This window comes from Polaribacter staleyi (genome assembly GCF_038024045.1).
Lineage (GTDB): Bacteria > Bacteroidota > Bacteroidia > Flavobacteriales > Flavobacteriaceae > Polaribacter > Polaribacter butkevichii.
Window position 1 is genome coordinate 3,102,583 of the sequence record NZ_CP150665.1, and the last position, 20,968, is coordinate 3,123,550.

The 20,968-nt window shown below is 30.8% G+C and carries 20 protein-coding genes; 18 read left to right on the plus strand and 2 right to left on the minus strand.

Annotated elements, in window-relative coordinates; translation table 11 throughout:
- The first annotated feature begins 34 nt into the window (after positions 1-34).
- The 11 genes from WHD07_RS13055 to WHD07_RS13105 all read left to right on the plus strand — a co-directional run bounded on the left by WHD07_RS13055 (position 35) and on the right by WHD07_RS13105 (position 12,518).
- Positions 35-3,163 carry a UvrD-helicase domain-containing protein gene (locus tag WHD07_RS13055; RefSeq protein WP_343328763.1) on the plus strand — a complete coding sequence of 1,043 codons (3,129 nt, stop codon included), beginning with the start codon at positions 35-37 and terminating at the stop codon, positions 3,161-3,163.
- A gap of 48 nt (positions 3,164-3,211) precedes the next feature.
- Positions 3,212-4,405, plus strand: coding sequence for a glycine C-acetyltransferase (gene kbl / locus WHD07_RS13060; protein ID WP_343328764.1), 1,194 nt, complete (start codon positions 3,212-3,214; stop codon positions 4,403-4,405).
- Between the two features lie 113 nt (positions 4,406-4,518).
- Positions 4,519-5,877, plus strand: a complete 1,359-nt coding sequence (locus WHD07_RS13065; RefSeq protein ID WP_343328765.1) for an OmpA family protein — start codon at positions 4,519-4,521, stop codon at positions 5,875-5,877.
- 165 nt (positions 5,878-6,042) lie between these two features.
- Positions 6,043-7,551 (plus strand): F0F1 ATP synthase subunit beta, encoded by a 1,509-nt coding sequence (gene atpD, locus WHD07_RS13070; protein ID WP_343328766.1) that lies wholly within the window; start codon positions 6,043-6,045, stop codon positions 7,549-7,551.
- Between the two features lie 77 nt (positions 7,552-7,628).
- The gene (locus WHD07_RS13075) at positions 7,629-7,922 is read left to right on the plus strand and encodes a F0F1 ATP synthase subunit epsilon (RefSeq protein WP_343328767.1); all 294 of its coding nucleotides are present in this window, start codon (positions 7,629-7,631) and stop codon (positions 7,920-7,922) included.
- Positions 7,923-8,268: 346 nt separating this feature from the next.
- Positions 8,269-8,880 (plus strand): hypothetical protein, encoded by a 612-nt coding sequence (locus WHD07_RS13080; protein ID WP_343328768.1) that lies wholly within the window; start codon positions 8,269-8,271, stop codon positions 8,878-8,880.
- A gap of 9 nt (positions 8,881-8,889) precedes the next feature.
- Positions 8,890-9,516 (plus strand): hypothetical protein, encoded by a 627-nt coding sequence (locus WHD07_RS13085; protein WP_343328769.1) that lies wholly within the window; start codon positions 8,890-8,892, stop codon positions 9,514-9,516.
- Positions 9,492-10,244: a sensor histidine kinase gene (locus tag WHD07_RS13090; RefSeq protein WP_343328770.1), complete on the plus strand. Its 753-nt coding sequence runs from the start codon at positions 9,492-9,494 to the stop codon at positions 10,242-10,244. Before WHD07_RS13085 ends, WHD07_RS13090 begins: the two co-directional genes overlap by 25 nt.
- Entirely contained in the window at positions 10,241-10,885 is a 645-nt protein-coding gene (locus WHD07_RS13095) for a response regulator transcription factor (RefSeq protein ID WP_343328771.1), read from the plus strand. Before WHD07_RS13090 ends, WHD07_RS13095 begins: the two co-directional genes overlap by 4 nt.
- 20 nt (positions 10,886-10,905) lie before the next feature.
- A complete protein-coding gene (rbfA, locus tag WHD07_RS13100; protein ID WP_105049445.1) occupies positions 10,906-11,301 on the plus strand; it encodes a 30S ribosome-binding factor RbfA in 396 nt (131 codons plus the stop codon).
- Between the two features lie 14 nt (positions 11,302-11,315).
- Positions 11,316-12,518 (plus strand): ABC transporter permease, encoded by a 1,203-nt coding sequence (locus tag WHD07_RS13105; protein WP_343328772.1) that lies wholly within the window; start codon positions 11,316-11,318, stop codon positions 12,516-12,518.
- Positions 12,519-12,730: 212 nt separating this feature from the next.
- On the opposite strand, the gene dusB is transcribed toward WHD07_RS13105, so the two are convergent.
- Positions 12,731-13,729, minus strand: coding sequence for a tRNA dihydrouridine synthase DusB (gene dusB / locus WHD07_RS13110; protein WP_343328773.1), 999 nt, complete (start codon positions 13,727-13,729; stop codon positions 12,731-12,733).
- Positions 13,730-13,971: 242 nt separating this feature from the next.
- Here dusB and WHD07_RS13115 point away from each other — a divergent pair, with 242 nt between their 5' ends.
- Positions 13,972-14,247, plus strand: a complete 276-nt coding sequence (locus WHD07_RS13115) for an EF-hand domain-containing protein (RefSeq protein WP_105049442.1) — start codon at positions 13,972-13,974, stop codon at positions 14,245-14,247.
- 110 nt (positions 14,248-14,357) lie between these two features.
- Positions 14,358-16,154: a translation elongation factor 4 gene (gene lepA, locus WHD07_RS13120; protein WP_105049441.1), complete on the plus strand. Its 1,797-nt coding sequence runs from the start codon at positions 14,358-14,360 to the stop codon at positions 16,152-16,154.
- A 377-nt stretch (positions 16,155-16,531) separates the two neighbouring features.
- Here the strand turns inward: lepA and WHD07_RS13125 are convergent, their stop codons facing one another.
- The gene (locus WHD07_RS13125; RefSeq protein WP_343328774.1) at positions 16,532-17,230 is read right to left on the minus strand and encodes a zinc metallopeptidase; all 699 of its coding nucleotides are present in this window, start codon (positions 17,228-17,230) and stop codon (positions 16,532-16,534) included.
- 95 nt (positions 17,231-17,325) lie between these two features.
- Here WHD07_RS13125 and WHD07_RS13130 point away from each other — a divergent pair, with 95 nt between their 5' ends.
- The 5 genes from WHD07_RS13130 (at position 17,326) to WHD07_RS13150 (ending at position 20,876) form a co-directional block, all read left to right on the plus strand.
- Entirely contained in the window at positions 17,326-18,372 is a 1,047-nt protein-coding gene (locus WHD07_RS13130; protein ID WP_343328775.1) for an asparaginase, read from the plus strand.
- 212 nt (positions 18,373-18,584) lie between these two features.
- On the plus strand, positions 18,585-19,307 hold the full coding sequence (locus WHD07_RS13135; RefSeq protein WP_343328776.1) for a MotA/TolQ/ExbB proton channel family protein: 723 nt from the start codon (positions 18,585-18,587) through the stop codon (positions 19,305-19,307).
- 8 nt (positions 19,308-19,315) lie between these two features.
- Positions 19,316-19,771: a hypothetical protein gene (locus WHD07_RS13140; protein WP_343328777.1), complete on the plus strand. Its 456-nt coding sequence runs from the start codon at positions 19,316-19,318 to the stop codon at positions 19,769-19,771.
- Between the two features lie 4 nt (positions 19,772-19,775).
- Positions 19,776-20,396 carry a biopolymer transporter ExbD gene (locus WHD07_RS13145; RefSeq protein WP_343328778.1) on the plus strand — a complete coding sequence of 207 codons (621 nt, stop codon included), beginning with the start codon at positions 19,776-19,778 and terminating at the stop codon, positions 20,394-20,396.
- Between the two features lie 18 nt (positions 20,397-20,414).
- On the plus strand, positions 20,415-20,876 hold the full coding sequence (locus tag WHD07_RS13150) for a biopolymer transporter ExbD (protein ID WP_343328779.1): 462 nt from the start codon (positions 20,415-20,417) through the stop codon (positions 20,874-20,876).
- Positions 20,877-20,968 lie beyond the last annotated feature (92 nt).

Genomic DNA, 20,968 nt, shown 5'->3' on the forward strand with positions numbered 1-20,968 from the left:
ATACATAATTTTGTATTTTGCAGTAAAATAAACTGTGCAACAATCATCTACTTTTCAGGTTTATAATGCTTCTGCCGGAAGTGGTAAAACCTTTACACTTGTAAAAGAATACATAAAAGTCTTATTAACTTCTGATGATATTTTTTCGTTTCAGAAAATATTAGCAATTACGTTTACCAACAAAGCGGCTGGTGAAATGAAAGAACGTGTATTGTCTAGTTTAGAAGATTTTGCAGATGGTAAAGAAAACGATTTATTCAATATAATTGTAAATGAAATTACTGTTGATAAATCTGTTGTTCAGGAAAGAAGTAAGAAGATTTTAGATGCAATTTTAAAAAACTACTCGGCTTTTTCAATTACTACAATTGATAGTTTTACGCATAAAATCATTAAAAATTTCGCTTTCGATTTAGGTTTGTCACTTAATTTTGAAGTAGAAATGGATGCTGTTTCTTTATTAAATGAAGCTGTAGATGTTTTAATTTCTAAGATTGGTACAGATAAAAAACTAACAAACCTTCTTATAGATTATTCTTTAGATAAAACAGACGATGATAAATCTTGGGATATTTCTAGAGATTTAAGTGAGTTTGCAAGAATTTTATTAAATGAAGATGATGTAAAACATTTTAGAAGTCTTGCTGATAAAAAATTAGAAGATTTTACAAGCTTAAAGTCAAAACTGCAACATCAGCAAAAGGAATTAAAAGAATCGATTGTTAAAATCGGAGAAGAATGTCTTCAATTAATAGAAAATAACGACTTAGAGCATAAGAATTTTATGCGAGGAACCATTCCTAAATTCTTTGCAGATTTAAGTGTAAAATCTGTAAATATCGATTTTATCAAACGAAGTGAAACCATAAAAAAAGCGATAGAGAATAATCAATACTATTCAAAAAGAACATCAGAATTTATTGCTAGTGCTATAGATCAAATTGTTCCGGATATTGTTCGTCTTTTTAATGAGGCTGAGTTAATTTATCAGCAATTCTCTATGAATAAGCTGGCGCTAAAAAGCATCATTCCTTTAGCGGTTTTAAATAATATCAATTCAGAGTTAGAGCAGATAAAAGAAGACAATAATATACGATTAAATGCAGAGTTTAATCAATTGATTTCTGATAATATCAAAGACCAACCTGCACCTTTTATTTATGAAAGAATTGGGCAGCGTTTTCAGCATTATTTTATAGATGAAATGCAGGATACTTCTGTGTTGCAGTGGCAAAATTTAGTTCCGTTAATAGATAATACCTTAGCACAAGAAAACAGTAATTTGTTGTTGGTTGGCGATGGTAAACAAGCTATTTATAGATGGCGTGGAGGAAAAGCAGAACAGTTTATCGAACTGGGTTCAGATAGAGTAAATCCTTTTCATGTTTCTAAAGAAATTAAAAATTTAGAAACCAATTTTAGGAGTTATTCAGAGGTTATCAACTTTAATAATTCATTTTTTCAACATACGGCCAATTTCCTTCAAAATGAATCGTATAAAAATATTTTTATAGAAGGAAATAAGCAAATTGAAAACGCTAAGAAAGGAGGTTTTGTCTCATTAACTTTTCTCGAAAAAAATGAAGATAAAGAAATTGAAAAGGTAAAATATTCTCATAAAGTTTTAGAAAAGATTCATCAATTAAAAGAAAGTTTTTCTTTGAGTGAAATTTGCGTGTTAACACGTACCAGAAAAGATGGTGTAGCGGTTGCTAATTATTTATCAGAAAACGGTATTGATATTGTTTCATCAGAAACCCTATTGCTTAAAAACAGTGCCAAGGTTACTTTTATTGTAGATGTTTTAAAGGTGTTGCAAAACCCAAGTGATGAAGAAACGAGGTTTGAAATGCTGTATTTTTTACATCAACATTTACAAATTGAAAATCCGAAACATGTCTTTTTTAATGAATTCGCTAAAGCGGATAATGAAACTATTTTAGAGTCCTTAAAAAAATACGGAGTATTATTTGAGGTTTCATTGTTTCATCAGTTGCCTTTTTATGAAAAAGTAGAAGAAATTATTAGAGGTTTTCATTTGATAAATTCTTCCGATGCTTACGTGCAGTTTTTCTTAGACGTAGTTTTAGAGCAGCAAAGAAACGGAACCGATGTGGGGACGTTCTTAGAGTTTTGGGAACTTAAAAAAGAAAGATTGAGTATTGTGGCGCCAGAAAGTGCCGGTGCTGTTCAAATTATGACGATTCATAAATCAAAAGGATTAGAATTTCCAGTAGTTATTTTTCCTTGTGATGTAGATATTTATCGACAAATAAAACCAAAATCGTGGTTAAATCAATTGCCAGAATCTTATGAAGGTTTTGATGAATTATTGGTTGATTATAGTAAAAGTCTAAGTATTGTTAGTGAAAGAGGTTTAGAAATTTATGACAAACAACGAGAAGAATTAGAGTTAGATAATTTTAATCTATTGTATGTTACTTTAACCAGAGCAGTAGAGCAATTACATATTATTACTGATAAAAAAATATCTTCTAAAGGAGAAGAAAATACTAATTTTTATTCAGGTGTTTTTATCAATTATTTAAAACAACTTAACCTTTGGAGTGAGGATGTGTCAGAATATTCTTTCGGAGAAGAAAGGAGAGTAAGTGTAAAGAAAGAAGAAAGTTCTGTGGCAGAAATTCATCAGAAATTTATTTCGACACCTTGGCAAGAACATAATATAGTATTGTTGGCAAATTCTTCTAAATTATGGAATACAGAACAAGGGAAAGCTATAGATTTCGGAAACTTATTTCACGAAGTTTTTGCTAAAATTATTAAAGCAAAAGATGTAGATAATGTTGTGGATTTGTTTTATCAGCAAGGAATTTTAGGAGATGATCAAAAATTATTTATTAAAAAAAGTATTGAAACGGTTGTAAATCACCCCAAATTAAGCACGTATTTTTCTGATAAAGTAACTGTTTTTAATGAAAGAGAAATTGTAGATGTAGATAATCAAGTTATAATTCCGGATAGGTTGGTTTTTATTGATAAAAATAAGGTGGTTATTATCGATTATAAGACAGGGAGTCCTTCAGACGAGCATCATCAACAATTATTAAAATACGAAAGAACTTTAAAATCGATGCACTTTATAGTTGATAAAAAAATACTAATTTATATAAATGATAAAATTGATGTTGTTGAGGTATAATCAAAAAAAATAAAGTTTGTAACTTTACATTTCTTAAATTGATAAAAAATGTACGGTAAAATTAAAGATACTTTAAATAAAGAGCTTCAAGAAATAAAAGATGCAGGGTTATATAAGTCAGAAAGAATTATCACCTCTTCTCAAGATGCTGTTATAAAAATTTCTACGGGAGAAGAAGTTATAAATTTTTGTGCAAATAATTATTTAGGGTTGTCTAATCATCCAGAAGTAATTCAGGCAGCAAAAGACACTATGGATACACATGGTTTTGGTATGTCTTCTGTTCGTTTTATTTGCGGAACACAAGATATTCACAAGCAATTAGAGCAAAGAATCGCCAATTTTTATACCACAGAAGATACCATTTTATATGCCGCGGCTTTTGATGCAAATGGAGGTGTTTTTGAACCTTTGTTATCAAAAGAAGATGCCATTATATCTGACAGTTTAAATCATGCATCTATTATAGATGGAGTTCGTTTGTGTAAAGCAGCAAGATATCGTTATAATAATAATGACATGGCTTCTCTAGAAGAGCAATTAATTGAGGCGAATAAACAAAATCATCGTTTTAAAATGATAGTTACCGATGGAGTTTTTTCTATGGACGGAATTGTAGCAAAGCTCGATGAAATTTGTGATTTAGCAGATAAATATGATGCCTTGGTTATGGTTGATGAATGCCATGCAACAGGTTTTATTGGTAAAACGGGTAGAGGTACTGTAGAGTTAAAGAATGTAATGGATAGAGTAGATATTGTTACTGGTACTTTAGGAAAAGCTCTTGGTGGTGCAATGGGAGGTTATACTACTGGTAAAAAAGAAATTATAGAAATTTTACGTCAACGTTCTAGACCTTATTTGTTTTCTAATTCTTTAGCACCAGCAATTGTAGGTGCGTCTTTAAAGGTATTCGATTTAATTTCTAGTGATACTTCTCTAAGAGATAAATTAGAATGGAATACCAATTACTTTAGAACAGAAATGGAAAAAGCTGGTTTCGATTTAGTAGGTGCAGACGCGGCAATTGTACCTGTTATGTTATATGATGCAAAGCTTGCTCAGGTAATGGCAAATAAATTATTAGAAAAAGGAATTTATGTAATAGGTTTCTTTTTTCCTGTTGTGCCTAAAGAAAAAGCAAGAATAAGAGTCCAGTTATCTGCGGCTCACACTAAAGAACATGTAAATAAAGCTATTACAGCTTTCGTTGAAGTGGGTAGGGAGTTGAATATTATTTAGAATTGATAAAAGGGTTTGTTCTAATAATATTTTGTAGATTTGTCTTTGTATATACGTTTTAAGGGTTTACTTTTGCGTATTAAATAACGAACTTTTAATTTAAAATTTTGATAATGAAACGATTAAAAATAGCTGTGATAGCTTTGTTTACGTTGGTAACAGTTAGTAACGTAAATGCACAAGATGAAAACAACCCATGGGCTGTAGGTTTTGGTGTAAACGTAGTAGATTTTTACAATGGTGACGATTTTGGAGACCAATTGGAAGATTTAGTAGGGAATGGAGATTGGAATATTTTACCATCTATTTCTAGAATTACTGGAGAAAAATATTTAGATAAAGGCTTTTCTTTACAATTAGCTGGGTCTTTAAACAAAATTGAGAAATTTAAAAACAGTGATGATGCTGTTGATTTCCTTTATTGGGCTGTAGATGCAGTTGTAAAGTATGACTTAAATAACTTAGTAGGTCAAACAGGTTGGTTTGATCCTTATGTATATTTAGGTGGAGGTTATGTTTCTGTTGATTCTAACGGAGAAGGAATGCTTAATGGTGGTGTTGGTTTTAATACTTGGTTTAATGATAACTTAGGATTAAATTTTCAAACAGGAACTAAAAAAGGTTTTTCTGATAACGTAAGAGCTCATTATCAAACTTCTTTAGGTTTAGTAATTAAATTTGGAGGAAATGATACTGACGGAGATGGAGTATATGATAAAGAAGATGCTTGTCCTGAAGTAGCAGGATTAAAAGAATTTAACGGTTGTCCTGATGCTGATGGCGATGGAGTAAAAGATTCTGATGATGCTTGTCCTAATGTAGCAGGTTTAGCAGCAATGAATGGTTGTCCTGATGCTGACGGAGACGGTGTAGCTGATAAAGATGATATGTGTCCTAATTCTAAAGGAACTAAAGCAAATAAAGGTTGTCCAGATTCTGATGGAGACGGTGTTGTTGATAAAGATGATAAATGTGCTTCTGTTGCAGGACCAGCAGCTAATTCAGGTTGTCCTTGGCCAGATACAGACGGAGACGGTGTATTAGACAAAGATGATAAATGTCCATCTGTAGCAGGTGTTGCTTCTCAAGGAGGATGTCCAGAACCAGTTATCACTAAAAAAGATATTGAAGTACTTAACTTTACAGCTAAATCTATTTTATTTAACTCAGGAAGATCTACATTTAAACCAGGAGTTACTAAGCAATTAGATGCTATTGTTGCAATTATGAAGAAAAATAGTAAAGCAACTTTTGCTATTGGAGGTCATACAGATAGTAGTGGTGCAGCTGCAACTAACTTAAGATTATCTGAAAAAAGAGCAATTTCAGTTAGAGATTACTTAGTTAGAAATGGAATTGCTACTACAAGATTAGAGGCTAAAGGATTCGGAGAAGGTTTTCCAGTAGATTCTAATACTACAAGAGCAGGTAAAGCTAACAACAGAAGAGTTGAAATTAAAGTAACTAACTAGTTCTTTAATTAAAATACATATTAAAAAGCCTCATCTATTAAGATGAGGCTTTTTTTGTGTTTTAGTTAAAAAAACTTTTTAGTTTCAATCTAAAAAATTACATTTGCAACCTGAAAATGAGAGGTAAGTCTCATAAAACAAATAATAACTTTAATTAGATACATAATGTCTACAATAACAGGTAAAGTTTCACAAATTATTGGGCCAGTAATTGATGTTGAATTCAATACGGATAATGAACTTCCTAAAATTTACGATTCGTTAGAAATCAAAAAAGCTGACGGCTCTATATTAGTATTAGAGGTACAACAGCATATTGGAGAAGATACAGTTAGAACGATCTCAATGGATGCAACCGATGGATTAAGCAGAGGTACTGAAGTTATCGCTACTGGTAATCCTATTCAAATGCCAATTGGAAACGATATCTATGGTCGTTTGTTTAATGTAACTGGAGATGCTATTGATGGTTTAGGTAATTTAAAAAAAGAAGGTAAAGATGGTTTACCAATTCACAGATCTGCGCCTAAATTCGAAGACTTATCAGTATCTACTGAAGTTTTATTTACAGGTATAAAAGTAATCGACTTGATTGAGCCTTACGCAAAAGGAGGTAAAATTGGATTATTTGGTGGAGCAGGAGTAGGTAAAACAGTATTAATTCAAGAGTTAATTAACAATATTGCAAAAGGACATGGTGGTTTATCAGTTTTTGCGGGTGTTGGTGAGAGAACTCGTGAAGGAAATGATTTACTTAGAGAGATGTTAGAATCTGGAATTATCAAATATGGTGATGATTTTATGCATTCTATGGAAGCAGGAGGTTGGGATTTATCTAAAGTAGATAAACCTGGGATGAAAGAATCTAAAGCTACTTTCGTATTCGGACAAATGAATGAGCCACCTGGAGCACGTGCACGTGTTGCATTATCTGGTTTAACAATAGCAGAATATTTTAGAGATGGAGCAGGAGAAGCACAAGGTAAAGATGTACTTTTCTTCGTAGATAATATTTTCCGTTTTACGCAAGCAGGTTCAGAAGTGTCAGCACTTTTAGGACGTATGCCATCAGCCGTAGGTTACCAACCAACATTGGCAACTGAAATGGGGGCAATGCAAGAACGTATTACATCAACTAAAAAAGGTTCTATTACATCTGTACAAGCAGTTTATGTACCTGCAGATGATTTAACAGATCCAGCGCCAGCAACAACGTTTGCGCATTTAGATGCAACAACAGTATTATCTCGTAAGATTGCAGAGTTAGGTATTTACCCTGCGGTAGATCCATTAGATTCTACTTCAAGAATTCTTTCTGCTGATATTTTAGGAGATGAGCACTATAACACAGCAACTGCTGTAAAAGAAATTTTACAACGTTATAAAGAATTACAAGATATTATCGCAATTTTAGGTATGGAAGAATTATCTGAAGAAGATAAATTAGTAGTTCATAGAGCTAGACGTGTACAACGTTTCTTATCTCAACCTTTCCATGTAGCGGAACAATTTACAGGTATACCTGGGGTTTTAGTTGATATTAAAGACACTATTAAAGGATTTAATATGATTATTGATGGTGAGTTAGATAAGTATCCTGAAGCTGCATTTAACTTAAGAGGATCAATTCAAGATGCAATTGATGCTGGAGAGAAAATGTTAGCAGAAGCTTAAAAATTAGTTGGCAGTAATTCGGTAAACAGTCTACAGTGACTGAGAACTGCAAGCTGCAAACTGCAAACTAAAGAAATATGTTTTTAGAAATTGTAACACCAGAAGCAATATTATTTTCATCAGAAATTGACTCATTGTCAGTGCCTGGTGTAAATGGAGAGTTTCAAATGCTAAATAATCACGCACCAGTGGTTTCTAACTTAAAAGAAGGAACTATAAAAGTGCATGTGCATTCTCAGACTAATATAAACTTAGATGATTTAAAAGGGAAATTAGTACCAGATGAATCAGATGATAAAATTTTAACGTTAGCAATTAATTCTGGAACGTTAGAGTTAAATGACAATAAAGTAATTATTTTAGCGGATTAAATCCTTAAAATAATTTATAAAATTAAAAGTCTCAAAACAAATTTTGTTTTGAGACTTTTTTGGGTTAAAACACTTTGTATTTTGTGAAGTGTTTTTTGTTTTGCAATTTTCCCCCGATAATTTTTCTTTATTTCATTTTTCAAAATTGATAATAATACAAGAATAAACTATAAGTGTAAAGCAGTTATTTTTTAGGGGAAAAACACCTTTTATAAGAATGTATTGATAATTAAAATAGTATATAAGTTGTTGGTATATAGTTGTTAAGGTGATTTTTTGTTTTTTATCCTTTAAAGATTATAATTTAAATTGTACTTTGATAAAAAATTAACCTAACTGTTATATTATGAAAACACTTTACAGATTGTATCAAATACTTTTTTTATCACTTTTTATTTTTAGTTGTCAAACTGAAGTTGAAAGGGAAGCTCCAAAAGTTGATGATTCTAGACCTTCTAATGCAATTACCTATAAAGAAATGGCTAGTATGTTCCATCAATATGATGTTGGTCAAAAACCTATATTAGATCAATACAGAAAGGAGTTTACTGGTGATCCTAAAGATGCCACAGAGAGTATTTCACATTTTTATGAACTTAATCAATTAAAACAATACATTGCTTATTTAGAAAAGTTATCTAATGAAAAAAATATTAAATTAACGGGGATTCGAATTTTCTCGGCAGCCTACCCTAAAGATTATTCGGATGAACTTGTAAGAGGAAGACATACGCTAATATTTATGCCAACGGCTGATACAAAAGAACAAAAAAATGTAGCTTTTGAACCCTTATATTCTAAAGATGGACAAGCAATCCCTTTCACAGAGTTTCTACATCAATTTAGTAGCGATGAAACTAAAGATGTGGTGAGAGCTTCTTTTTTACCTTTTATGAGTGTTAGAGAAGATATGATCAGTTCTGGAGCGAATAGATTAATCGTAACCCCACCTTATTAAATCTACTCAATGAAATTAACAACTCTCATTCCTTTTATTTATTTATCAACAGCAATTGTAGGGATGTTTTTTTTAAAAAAATATTCATCACCTTACTTTAAGTATTTTTTAGGATATGTTATTACAGTAGTTGTTTTTGATTTAATGGCTAGAGTTGTTAATTTTTATGGTTACCCAACATTAGGTCTTTATAATATTTATACTTTTTTTGAATATAATTTGGTGGCTTTAATTTATTTTAAGTTAACTAAGGAAGCAGTATCTCATAATTGTATAAAATATTTGATGATCTTCTTTAACATTATCTATTTATTTAGTTTTATATTTAAACCAATAGAAAAATATACTGTACTTTTTGGAGCTTTAATTGTTTGTTTGTTCATGGTGTTTTATTTAAAAGAGTTATTACAATCTGATAAAATTATAAATTTTCAGAAAAGTTTACCTTTTTGGATAACCATTGCTTTTTTATTGTACTATTTAACTACAATACCTTTTTATACTGCGCTTTATGTTACAGGTATAGAGTCTAGAAAAGAAGGTGTTATGCTATTTAATGTACAGCGAATAATTATAATTTTAACACATTTTTGTTTTATTGGTGGTTTAATATGGAGTTCAAAGGAGAAGAATTAATTTTTTTAATTTCTACATTAATTATAGGTTTAATTACCATTGCTTTAGTTACCCTTTTTGGTGTTTTCCAAAAAAAGAAAAAAGCATTGTTAATTGATAGAGATGAAACAAAAAAACGCTTTGAACGAGAAATTGCAGAAACACAAATAGAAATAAGAGAAGAAACACTTAGAAATATTAGTTGGGAGTTACATGATAATATTGGACAGTTGTTAACTTTAGCAAAAATTCAATTACAAAATGCCACTCCAGAAAATATAAGTGAAGTTTCAGAAACCATAACAAAAGGATTAACCGAGGTAAGAGCCTTGTCTAAATTAATTAACCCTGAGGCCATAAAAAACATAAAGTTAAGTGATGCTGTTCAATTAGAAATTGACCGTTTTAACCGATTAAATTTCATCAATTCTACGTTAACTATTTCTGGTGATGAACAAATAATTAATAAAAAGTCTAGCATTATTATTTTTAGAATTTTACAAGAATTTTTTTCGAATACCATTAAACACTCTAAAGCTTCTAATTTAGGCGTGCAATTAAAGTTTACTAATGCAGAATTAGAAATTATTGCTACTGATGATGGAGTTGGATTTTCTTCATTAGAAAATGAAAAGAAAGGCATAGGTTTAGAAAATATTAAAAATAGAGCTAAGTTAATTGGAGCTTCTGCGGTTTTTACATCCGAAGTAAATAAAGGAACCTCTTTAAAAATAGTATATAAATTATGATGAAATATTCAGTTGTTATTGTAGATGATCATACATTGCTTTCTCAGGCTATAGCAGCCATGGTAAATACTTTTCCTAAATTTAAAGTATTATATACATGTAAAAACGGAAAAGAATTAATTGACAAGTTTTCGGCATCGCCAGAGTTTATACCAGACGTTGTTTTAATGGATATTAACATGCCTATAATGAATGGTATTGAAACTACAGAATGGATTACAAACAACCATGGTAGTGTACACGTAATGGCGCTTTCTGTAGAGGACGAAGATACAACCATTCTAAAAATGCTTAAAGTAGGTGCTATTGGTTACTTGTTAAAAGATACAGAAAAGGTTGTCTTGGAAAAGGCCTTGGTTGAAATAGCTGAAAACGGATTTTATCATACCAAAAATGTAACTAATTTATTAATGAAATCTCTTTCTGGTAATGGAAGTGCAGAAATTCACTTAAAAGAAAGAGAAATAACTTTTATGAAATATGCTTGTTCTGAATTAACTTACAAAGAAATTGCAGATAAAATGTGTTTAAGTCCCAAAACAATAGATGGTTATAGAGATGTTTTATTTACAAAATTGAATGTAAAAAATAGAGTAGGTTTGGTAATGTATGCGATAAAAAATAAAATTTACACTCCATAAAAATTGTGTAAATTTGCAGCATGGAAGAAACGAATAGACAGCGAAAAATTGCAGGAGTATTACAAAAAGATTTGGTAGATGTTTTGCAGAAGGCAGCACAAGATGGTATGAAAGGGATAATAATTTCTGTTTCTAAAGTTCATGTAACTTCAGACTTAGGAGTTGCCAAGGTATATTTAAGTGTTTTTCCTTCAAGTAATAGAGACGAAATTATTAAAGGTGTACAATCTAACACCGTTTTAATTCGTCATGAAATGGCAAAAAGAACTAAACATCAATTGCGTAGAATGCCAGAATTATTGTTTTTTGGTGATGATACTTTAGATTACATAGAAGAAATTGACAAATCTTTAAAAGGAGAAGATGATAACCCTATTAAAGATCCTAGCGTTTTACCAAGACGTAAAAGGAGTTAAATTTATCCTATCATTTGAACTTTCCGTTATACATAGCTAAGAGGTATTTATTTACAAAAACAGGTAATAATGCCATAAACATTATTACAATTATTGCTTCTTTCGGCGTAATTGTGGGATCTTTAGCTTTGTTTATAATTCTTTCTGGATTTTCTGGCTTACGTACTTTTAGTTATAGCTTGTTAGATGTATCAGATCCAGATATTAAAATAACTTCTCAGAAAGGTAAAACGTTTTTATATACAGATGATGTTCATCAAGCGGTAACAAAAAATTTCGCTATAAAAGCTGCATCTAAAGTTATTGAAGAACGTGTTTTTTTAGAGTACAATGATAAAAATGAGATTGCTTATATAAAAGGTGTCGCAGAAAATTATACTTCTATTACCCAAATAGATTCTGTTGTAAGTATGGGGAATTGGTTGGATAGTGATTTTTCTAATATAGCAGTGGTGGGGAATGGTATTTCTAGAAAACTATCCTTAGGGATTTTAAATTTTGGAGCGCCTTTATCTATCATGGTTCCTAAGCCTGGTGTTGGTTTTATAAATCCTAATAATGCTTTCTATAAAAAGGATGTACAAATTGTAGGTTTATACTCGGGTACAGAAGAGTTTGAAAGTAAATTTGTTTTTGTTTCTATAGATGATGCTAAGAATTTATTAAGGTATAAAGACAACGAAATTACTGGAATTGAAATTAAATTAAAAGATAATTCTACGGCAGATTTATTTTCAGAACAGTTACAAGAACAACTAGGTAATCAATTTAAAGTACAAACCAAACAGCAATTGAATGAAGTTTTCTATAAGGTTATAAATACAGAGAATTTTGTTTCTTATCTTATTTTTACTTTGATTGTAATTATAGCATTATTTAATGTTATTGGTGCCATTATAATGATGATAATTGATAAAAAATCTAACTTAAAAACACTTTTTAGTTTAGGAGCATCCATTAAAGAAATTAAAAAAGTTTTTGTTTTACAAGGATTTTTATTAACTGTTTTAGGGATGTTGATAGGCTTAACATTGGGTGTGCTCATTGTTTTTATACAAAAAGAATTTGGGGTGTTTATGATCACTCAAAATTTAGCTTATCCGGTTGAGTTTCGATTTTCTAATCTGTTTATTGTAATAGCAACCATTACCGTTTTAGGTTTTATAGCCTCTAAAATAGCTAGTAGTAGAATTTCAAAAGAGTTTATAGAGAAGTGATTTTTTTGAAGCTATTTCCTGCTTTTCGTTATATCTTTTTATTGCTGTCATTGGGAAGTTTACTTTTTTGTAAACTGTGGCAATCTCTAAATCCGAAAGAGATTACTTCGTTCCTCGTAATGACGCTTATTTAAAAGAGCAATAAAAAGGATGTCACTTCAATCAGGGCTAAGTATTTTTGCTAACAATAGTATTTATCGAATTAACTGAGTTTAAAACTGAGGAATAATTGTATTTCCAAACTTCGCTTCTACTTCATCAAACGTCGCAAAAACATCTTTAGCATCATCCGAAGTTACCATTTTCATTCTGTATTCTTTAAAATGCGGAATGCCTTTAAAGTAATTGGTATAATGTCTTCTGGTTTCAAAAACACCTAAAACAGGTCCTTTCCAATCAATGGCCATTTGCAAATGTCTTCTCGCCATTTCCACACGTTGGGCAATTGTTGGTTTTGCTAAATGTTCACCAGTATTAAAAAAATGTTTTATTTCGTTAAAAATCCAAGGATATCCAATTGCAGCTCTACCAATCATGGCGCCATCTAAACCATAAGAATCTCTCATTTCCATAGCTTTTTCAGGAGTCGTAACATCTCCATTACCAAAAACAGGAATGTGCATTCTTTGGTTGTTTTTTACATCGGCAATAGGTTTCCAATCAGCCTCTCCTTTATACATTTGAGCACGCGTTCTACCATGTATAGAAATTGCTTTACAGCCAACATCTTGTAAGCGCTCTGCAACTTCTACAATTCTAATAGAATCATGATCCCAACCCAAACGAGTTTTTACGGTAATTGGTAAATTGGTGTGTTTTACCATGGCTTCTGTAAGAGAAACCATCAAATCGATATCTTTTAAAATTCCTGCTCCGGCTCCTTTAGAAACTACTTTTTTTACAGGGCAACCAAAGTTGATATCAATAATATCTGGATTCGATTTTTCTACAATTTCTACCGTTTTTAACATCGATTCTAAATTGGCTCCAAAAATCTGAATTCCTACCGGACGTTCTTTTTCATAGATATCTAATTTCATGATGCTCTTTGCAGCGTCACGAATCAAGCCTTCAGAAGAAATAAACTCTGTATAAACCACATCAGCGCCTTGTTCTTTACATAAGGCTCTAAATGGTGGGTCAGAAACATCTTCCATTGGTGCTAATAAAAGCGGAAAGTCTGGTAATTCTATGTTGCTAATTTTAATCAAAACGATTTAATTTTTTGCAAATTTAGTGTTTTTTCATCCTTCAGAGGAAAAAATATTTTTATAGCTCATCAATGTAAAGAGAAGCTTTAGTTCTCGTTGGTTTATTTATGAGTTACAAATACGTGGTGGCTTCGCTTTTTTTAGTCATTTATTTTTGTGAAAATAAGTTGTAAAAGATTGTATTTTTGTAATTCATTTCAACTTTATTTAGTATCTTAAAATATTATTAGCCAAAAAATAAAATGGGAACAAAAGAAAAAATATTAGAAAAAATACACGGTTTAATTAACGATAAATTTCAAACACCTACAGAAGCTTTTCAGTTTTACGATAAGGATAAAGACGGAAGTTTAAACAAAGACGAACTTAAAGATTTATTAAAAAATGCGGATATAAGTAGTTTTTTAAGAGGAATTGTAGCTAACGAATTAATTAAAGGGTATGATAAATCTGGTGATGAAGCTATTAATTTAGAAGAGTTTAAAATAGCAATTTCTGAATTAGAAAGAGATTTATAATTCATTTTTTTTATTAGAATAGTACAATAATAGGTATTGTGATTTTTTTTATTTGGGAAGGTCTGTAAATAACATATCTTTGTAAGTTGAACGCAGTTAGAAAACGAAGTATGAAGAATATTAGAAACTTTTGCATTATCGCACATATAGATCATGGTAAAAGTACGTTGGCAGATAGGTTATTAGAATATACAGGCTCTGTAACAGATCGAGAAAAGAAAGATCAGTTATTAGATAATATGGATTTAGAACGCGAACGCGGAATTACCATAAAATCGCACGCCATTCAAATGGATTATATCTATAAAGGAGAAGAATATGTTTTAAATTTAATTGACACACCAGGTCACGTAGATTTTTCTTACGAAGTTTCTCGTTCTATAGCGGCCTGTGAGGGAGCTTTGTTAATTGTAGATGCTGCACAAAGTATACAAGCACAAACAATTTCTAACCTATATTTAGCCTTAGAGAATGATTTAGAAATTATTCCGGTGTTAAATAAAGTAGATTTACCTTCTGCAAACCCAGAAGAGGTAACAGATGATATTGTAGATTTATTAGGCTGCGACCCAGAAGAAGTAATTCATGCTAGTGGAAAAACAGGTTTTGGAGTCGAAAATATTTTAGCGGCCATTATAGATAGAATTCCTCCTCCAAAAGGAGATCCAGATGCACCGTTACAAGCCTTAATTTTCGATTCTGTTTACAATTCTTATAGAGGTATAGAAACTTATTTTAGAGTTTTAAACGGAGAAATAAAAAAAGGGCAACGTATTAAATTCATGGCAACAGATAATGAGTATTTTGCCGATGAAGTAGGTACTTTAAAATTATCTCAGGTTGTAAAAAAATCTGTAAAAACAGGTGATGTAGGGTATTTAATTACAGGAATAAAAACAGCAAAAGAAGTAAAAGTAGGAGATACAATTACAGATGCATTAAACCCTACAACAGAAATTATAGATGGTTTCGAAGATGTAAAACCAATGGTTTTTGCAGGGATTTATCCTGTAGATACAGAAGATTATGAAGAGTTGCGTTATTCTATGGAAAAACTGCAATTAAATGATGCTTCTTTGGTATTTGTACCAGAAAGTTCTGCCGCTTTAGGTTTTGGTTTTAGATGTGGTTTCTTAGGAATGTTGCACATGGAAATTATTCAAGAACGTTTAGAACGTGAGTTTAATATGACGGTAATTACAACGGTTCCCAACGTATCTTACCACGCATATACCAAGAAAAACCCAACCGAAATTGTTTTATTAAACAATCCAACCGATTTACCAGATCCATCAAGATTAGAAAAAGTAGAAGAGCCATATATTAAGGCAAGTATTATTACCAAGTCAGATTTTGTTGGACAGGTAATGAGTTTGTGTATCGAAAAACGTGGCGAAATTGTAAATCAAACTTATTTAACAACCGAAAGAGTAGAATTAATTTTTGATATGCCTTTGGCAGAAATTGTTTTCGATTTTTACGATCGATTAAAAACAGTTTCTAAAGGATATGCTTCTTTCGATTATTCTCCAATAGGAATGAGAACTTCTAAATTGGTAAGAGTAGATATTTTATTAAATGGCTCTCCAGTAGATGCACTTTCTGCACTTTTACACGCAGATAATGCCTATACAATTGGTAAGAAAATTGTAGAAAAATTAAAAGAATTAATACCAAGACAACAGTTTGATATTCCTATTCAGGCAGCAATTGGAGCAAAAATTATTGCGCGTGAAACCACAAAAGCATTACGTAAAGATGTTACCGCAAAATGTTATGGTGGAGATATTTCTAGAAAACGTAAGTTACTAGAAAAACAGAAAAAAGGAAAGAAAAGAATGCGTCAGGTTGGTAATGTAGAAATTCCGCAAGAAGCATTTATGGCGGTTTTAAAATTGAATGACTAAATCTAGATTACTCGATTTTTAGAATTAAAAATCCGATTTGTCATTCCTGCGCAGGCAGGAATCCATAGAATGTCAATTAATAGTACAAAACTTACAACATAGAAAAACCTTTTTTGAGAAATCAAGAAGGGTTTTTTATTTGTAGCTATTTCCGGCTTTCACTACTCGCTTTTTTTATCCTAAAAAAGGAATAAAAAAGAGCTCAAACATGCCGTTCAATCCGGGCTATACTTTTTTGCCAGCTTATTTTTTATCCTGCGAAAGCAGTACTCATAAATCTACTTTTATAAGTTGAGTCAAAAAAAAACACTTCCAAAATAAATCGAAAGTGTTTTGTAATATTTGTATCAGATAAAAGTTAAAAGCATTTGCGATGCTTAATCTCTTCCTCCTAAAATTTGAAGTCCCCAATATAATAATGAAGCTAAAGAACCTAAAGCAGCTACTAAATACGTTCTTGCAGCCCATTTTAAGGCATCTGTTGCACCCGATAACTCTTCTCGGGTTACCATGTTCTTATTTTCTAACCAAGCCAATGCTCTGTTACTAGCATCATATTCTACAGGTAAGGTAACAAAGCTAAAAAGAGTAGCAAAGCCCATAAAAATTAAACCAGCAATGGCAATATAAAAACCAATTCCTGTAGCTCCGGAAGCAGCCCCTAAAATTAACCCACCAATTACCAACCATTGCGAGTATTTAGAAGTAACACTTACAATTGGCACTAATTGAGATCGCATTGTTAAATAGCTATACGCTTGTGCATGTTGCACTGCATGCCCGCATTCATGTGCTGCAACAGCAGCGGCAGCGGCATTTGTTTGGTTGTAAACAGCTTCACTTAAATTCACCGTTTTATCTGCAGGATTGTAGTGGTCTGTTAATCTACCTGGAGTAGAAATCACTTTTACATCAAAAATACCATTATCAGCAAGCATTTTTTTAGCAATTTCTGCACCGCTCATTCCATTTCTAAGCTGAATTTTAGAGTATTTTTTAAATTTATTTTTTAAAGTATTACTAACTAGCCAGCTTACTAAAGCAATTGCACCAATTAAAATATAAAATCCTATCATAATTTATATTGTTTAAAAATTGTTTTTCATTTTTGTTTGATAAATTTACAGCATAAAGTATTCCAATTTATTGTTTGGAGAATAAAAATGACAAAATGACAACGAAACCAAATATATTACTTATTTATACAGGCGGAACTATTGGTATGATTAAAGATTATAAAACCAATGCTTTAAAAGCATTTGATTTTAGTCAGATTGTAGATAAAATTCCAGAATTACAACAGTTAAATTGTAATATTACAAGTATTTCTTTTGATGAAGCTATAGATTCATCAAACATGAATATTGAGTACTATAAAGATATTATAGAAATTCTTGAAGAAAATTATACAAAATTCGAGGGTTTTGTGGTGTTAACAGGTTCTGATACAATGGCATATACATCATCAGCAATTAGCTTTATGTTAGAAAACCTACAAAAACCTATTATTTTTACAGGTTCTCAATTGCCAATTGGCGATTTAAGAACAGATGCAAAAGAGAATTTAATAACTTCTATAGAAGTAGCTTGCGCCAATAAAAATGGAGTGCCTGTTATTTCTGAAGTTTGTTTGTATTTTGAATATAAATTATACAGAGCTAATAGAACAACCAAAATAAGCTCAGAACAGTTTGAGGCATTTACTTCTATGAATTTTCCTCCATTGGCAGAAAGTGGTGTGCATCTTAAGTTTAATGAACATTTAATTCATCAAACAAAAAATACAGAGCAACCTTTAGTTGTTAGAAAAGAATTGGTGGAAGAAGTTGTTATTTTAAAATTATTTCCAGGTATTTCTAAGTTAGTTATAGAAAGTATTTTAAATATACCCAATTTAAAAGGAATTGTATTAGAAACTTATGGTTCTGGAAATGCACCAAATTCTGATTATTTTATTGCTTTATTAAAAGAAGCAATTAATAAAGGAATTAAAATTGTAAACGTTACTCAATGTAAAAGTGGTAGGGTAATGATGGGGCATTATGATACTAGTTTATTGTTAAAAGAAATGGGAGTTATCAATGGAAGAGATATCACAACAGAGTCTGCAATAGCCAAATTAATGTACCTTTTAAATAAAAATTTATCAAATGAGGCATTTAAAAAGTACTTCGAATCGTCTTTAAGGGGCGAATTAACTGATAAATATCATTTTTAAATAACTAATTCAGTTAAATCAACTTTCAAGAGATAAATAGATTGATTTTTTTTTTTTATGCTCAATATTTTTTTGTTACTTGGCACTCTCAAAAGTATTGTAGAGAGAAAATCTTTCTAATTTATTTAGTTAAATTGTCTTTCATATTGTTTTTTTGAGATGAAAATTAATATCTTTAACCCGTTAACTATTAAAAATTAATTATAACAAAGATGAAAAAAGTAGTAAATGTCCTATCCGTAACAGGATTTATGTTTTTTGGAGCTATTCAATCAACTTTCGCACAAGAAGCAGCTGAAGAGTCAAAAACTTTCCACCAGGAATTAAAACAACGTTTTATAGAAGGTGGCCCAGAATTTATGGGAATTGTATTAGTAGCCTTAATTTTAGGTTTAGCAATTGCAATTGAAAGAATTATTTATTTAAATATGGCAACAACCAATACTAAGAAATTAGTAGCAAGTGTAGATGATGCTTTAAGTTCTGGTGGTATAGAAGCTGCTAAAGAAGTTTGTAGAAACTCTAAAGGACCAGTTGCATCTATCTTTTACCAAGGATTAGACAGAGTAGATGAGGGAATAGATGCAGCAGAAAAAGCAGTAGTTTCTTATGGAGGTGTTCAAATGGGACTTTTAGAGAAAAATATTTCATGGTTATCTTTGTTTATCGCTTTAGCACCAATGCTTGGGTTTATGGGGACAGTAATCGGTATGATTCAGGCCTTTGATATGATTGCAGTAGCAAATGATATCTCTCCAGGAGTTGTAGCTGTTGGTATTAAAGTAGCCTTATTAACAACTGTATTTGGTTTAGTTGTGGCTATTATTCTTCAAATCTTTTATAATTACATCGTTTCTAAAATCGATAGTATTGTAAATAATATGGAAGATGCATCTATTCAATTAATAGATTTATTAGTGAAATATAAAAAATAAGATATATTATGAAAAATAATTTATCAAAAATTTTAAACATATTTATAGCTATTATAGCTGTAATAGGAGCTTTTCTCTTCATCAGAATCTTTATGACTGATGAAGGAGATACAGAAGCCTTAAGTGGCTCTGTGGGTAGTATAGTTACTTTTTCTACTATATTACTGTACTTTGCAATTGGTGCAACTTTAATACTTTCTTTAATCAGCCTTTTTACAAATCCTGATAATTTAAAGAAAACTTTATTAGGTGTTGCTGTGTTAGGTGTTGTATTAGTTTTTGCTTACTTTTTAGCAGATAGTAATGCCGTATTAGATACACAAGGTAAAGTACTTGAAGGAGGTGATGCAGGAACATCAATAAACCAATGGGTTGGAACAGGTATCTGGTACAGCATTTGTTTAGGACTTGTAGCAAGTTTGTTCTTTGTATACGATTTAGTAAAAGGATTAATAAAATCATAATAATATGGCAAGAAGAGAGAATCCAGAAATTAATGCAGGTTCTATGGCAGATATTGCCTTCTTGCTGTTAATCTTTTTCTTAGTAACAACAACAATGAATGTTGATTCAGGAGTTTCTAAAAAACTATCTGAAAAACCACCAGCGGATTATGTACCACCTGTTATTAAAGAAAAAAACATTTTTGAGGTAAGCATTAATAGAAATAATGAGCTTTTAGTTGAAGGCGAAAGAATGGATATTAAAGACCTAAAAGAAGCTGCTATCGCTTTTATCGATAATGGTGGAGGTGAAGGTAAAGTTGAGAATGGTGTTGCTAGTGGACGTTGTAGCTATTGTAAAGGTGAAAGAAGTGAATCTTCTTCAGATCATCCAAACAAAGCAATTATTTCGGTACAAAGTGATAGATTAACAGAATATGGAACGTATTTAACTGTTCAAGATCAATTGTTGAAGGCTTATGCTTCATTAAGAAATAGGTTAAGTATTGAAAAATACAAAATGCCTTTTTCTGAATTAGAAGAAGCTTATAAAGATGATAAGAATAACGAGAGTTTGAAGAAAAAAGTTGAGTTTATCAAAACAAGTTATCCTCAAATTATTTCTGATCAAGAACCTACAAAATAATCTTTAAAATTTAACAGTATGTCTAAATTTAGAAAAAAGAAAAAAGGAATGCCTGCAGTGAATACTGCAGCTTTACCAGATATTGTATTTATGTTGTTATTCTTTTTCATGGTAACTACTACTATGAGAGAAACTTCTTTACAAATTGATGCTCCAAGATTACCGTCGGCAACAGAAGTTAAAAAACTTGAACATAAAAGTTTAGTAACTACTATATACGTAGGTAAAGCAAAAGATGCTAAATACGGAACTAGTTTTAATAGAATTCAATTGAATGATAAAATAGGTTCTGCAGATGACGTTCCTGCTTTTATTATAAATGCAAGATCTAAGGTTTCTGAAGCAGAAGTACCATTTATGACGACTTCGATTAAAGCAGATAAAGAATCTAATGTAGGTACAATTACGGATATTAGATTAAAATTAAGAGATGTTAACGCTCTTAAAATTAGTTATTCTGCTTCTAAAAAAACAGAGTAATCTTTATAATATAATTGTAATAAAAAAAGGATAATTCATTTGAATTATCCTTTTTTTATGTTTTTTTTTGAGTAAAACAGTTCTACTAATGA